Below are 2,626 nucleotides of genomic sequence, written 5' to 3'. Positions count from 1 at the left end.
CATTCGTACCAATTCCTTCGTAATCCACACGTTTTTCATTTTTTGGACTACTGATTTCATTGTCATCATGTCAGAGAAGAAAATAATATGTCGGAAGTCGAACAGAAGGTCGCTTTTCTCGCTAATATGAATCGTCTCAAGTGAGCAGCCTGCAGGCAAGCCTAGAATGAACTCAGATGGGCCAGTTAGAAGGGAACGAATCCATTTCTTCTTGCGGTAAACGCCGGCCAAATCCATTAGGCGATCCTCACGATGCTGCGGAGCCCCTTGGTAAGCGATAATAGATTTGGGATGCAGAACATGGAGCTTGTCCTTGTCTGCAAGTGTAATATGAACATGTCCAATCTGCGAGGGGACGGTTATATTCATCCGCTAATTCCTCTCTGTACGGCTTTGYGCTGCTTGCGCCATGTTGTATAACGCCAGAGACGAACAGATATGATGTAAGCCGCTATAATAACTGCAACAATGATTCCGATGTTGATAAGCCTACTTACAAAAGATTTCTTTTGCTGCTGTATCTGTTCTATCTCGGCTTGCAAACTCGCATTCTGAGCGCTAAGCTGCTCGTTTTGGTCCATCAGCTCTTGCTGCGCCCTTGCATATTCCTCAGCGGCCCGAAGTGACTCTGCCAGCTTCTCCTGCTGCTCAACGAGCGCTTGCTTTGCATCCAGGTATTGCTGCTCCAGCTCACTGATTTTCTCAGGTGTATTGTAAATATCTTTAATTCGATCAAAGAAGCCTGCTTCAGCAGTCGGTCCAGGGATGACAATGAGAAGTAGGATTAAGAAAGCGATTAGTGCGGTTAATTTGGCTATAATAGTTGGCATGTTAATCTCCTTTCAATACTCGACACAATAGGAGTCATGCTTACATTTTACAGCCTTTCCCGACAATAGTCATCTATGCCCTGACAAAAAATGATTAAAATCAACCGCTGAAGGAGCTCCTATTATCTTGGAGTCTGAGCTAATTGCTTGTCAGATTTTTTTAGGGGCTCTTCCGATAATGCTGGTTTATCCGTTTCTGCAGAGGTACTTCGTTAAGGGAATGACTATAGGCAGTGTTAAAGAATAGGTAAATAAAGCGGTTAAGCAGGAGTGATATCCCGCTAACCGCTTCTTTTATTTTCATAGCTATTAGATTTAAACGACTTCGATCGAAACTCTAGGCTTGCTTTCTCACATATATGCGGCTAGTTTCTTCCCAAATGCCGCCCGGTTCAAGGGAAACAAGTCCGATTTGCTCAGCAGGCAAATCAACATTGGGTGCATTGACGAGATTAAGCTGCGGCTCTGGGCAGAAGAAGCCAGGCGTCGCTTTGTTGTTCCAAATCATCCATTGCTTGTAGGCGGTGCCGATGTCATAAACGAGTGTTACCTTATTACGGATGTCGGTGAGAACCATAGCATTGCGGCCATTTTGCGGCTCGGTCGTGTAATGGTTATCCATAGACTCCCAGAATGGTGAAATGCCCGTAGATTTCATCGCCTCTTCATCGGCGACTAGCGGTTGATAGTTGCCGGTAGGCAGCATCCGCTCACTCATTTCCCACCGTTTACCAGTTGTTAGTGTAAAGCGATAATCGTCGGATGTACTGTTGGGTGCAAACGGCGCATTAATGGATGTATGGAATCCGATTAAGCATGGCATTGCATCGGTTCCTTCATTTTGAACGATTACATGCTGAAGCAAACCGGAGTTACTTAATGAATAACGCAGCTTTATTGTGAAAAGATGCGGCAAATAAGTGTAAATAGGATGACTTTCATCGACGGTAATTATGAGAGAAACGTAGCTCTCGGTTTTATTGCTTCCGAAATCCTCAACTGACCAATCGGCGGTATGTAAAAAGCCATGCAAATGATTGCCGGTTCTTGGTTCGTTTACAGGGAATGTATAGGTTCTTCCGTTCCAAGTGAATGTACCATCCTCATAACGATTTGGAGGAAACAGGATAGGGATACCATGCACACCGGGATTTGCTCTAAAGGTATTCATCTCATCCGCTGAAGGCTCACGGAGAAATGTATAGTTGTTTTCAGTATCACGGAAAGCGATGAGATTAGCACCAACATTGGGTAGTACGACTGCTTCGTATGCGCCCCATCTTAGCCATACGGCTTGTTCATCATGGAATGATTGTTCAAATGCTTGTCCTTGTGTAGACATGGAAATCCTCCTAATAAGTAATGATTCATTTTAAGAATAGCAGGACAAAGCCTAACAAACAACCGCCTTATTCCACTCTATAAGGTGGAATAAGGCGGTTGTTTGTTACTTATGGAGTTATGCGCAAATCCTTATTAAGTGAACGTTGCGAGAAAAGCTGTTGGATGACGTATTGTTTACGGCGATTTACGGTGACTTGCTTGGAATCGGAGCAATCTGTACCGAAATGGATGATACCGTTGGCAATTGTCTTGATTTTGCTAATGTTAATATAACAATTTGAACTGATCGGGTAGAAGCTGCTTTCAAAGGTCAGCTGCTCGATCTGTTCGGCAGACATTCTTTTCTTTATGTTATAGTTTCTGCCGTGGAAGCTAACGAGTCCTTGAATACCGATTTTGAAGTACAATACATCTGACTCCAGTTCGAAATCCTCATATACATTCCGCTCGAG

The 2,626-nt window shown here is 43.8% G+C and carries 3 protein-coding genes and 2 pseudogenes; 1 reads left to right on the top strand and 4 read right to left on the bottom strand.

Annotation, left to right across the window (positions count from 1 at the left end; all coding sequences use genetic code 11):
* Window positions 1-369: pseudogene (locus AC1DWN_RS31900) on the bottom strand (AIM24 family protein); the annotation flags it as partial.
* Window positions 366-830: a hypothetical protein gene (locus AC1DWN_RS31895; protein ID WP_477562865.1), complete on the bottom strand. Its 465-nt coding sequence runs from the start codon at window positions 828-830 to the stop codon at window positions 366-368. The pseudogene AC1DWN_RS31900 and the gene AC1DWN_RS31895, both read right to left, overlap by 4 nt.
* Before the next feature lie 145 nt (window positions 831-975).
* Here AC1DWN_RS31895 and AC1DWN_RS31890 point away from each other — a divergent pair.
* Window positions 976-1,077 (top strand): annotated as a pseudogene (locus tag AC1DWN_RS31890) (carbohydrate ABC transporter permease); the annotation flags it as partial.
* Between the two features lie 90 nt (window positions 1,078-1,167).
* Here the strand turns inward: AC1DWN_RS31890 and AC1DWN_RS31885 are convergent.
* On the bottom strand, window positions 1,168-2,172 hold the full coding sequence (locus AC1DWN_RS31885; RefSeq protein ID WP_477562864.1) for an aldose epimerase family protein: 1,005 nt from the start codon (window positions 2,170-2,172) through the stop codon (window positions 1,168-1,170).
* A gap of 109 nt (window positions 2,173-2,281) precedes the next feature.
* The coding region (locus AC1DWN_RS31880) for a hypothetical protein (protein ID WP_477562863.1) at window positions 2,282-2,626 on the bottom strand (345 nt) is incomplete at its 5' end.

Source organism: Paenibacillus sp. P4_A7, from assembly GCF_056402455.1.
Note: the sequence above shows the minus strand (reverse complement) of the source record. Positions and strands in the feature narration are given on the sequence as shown.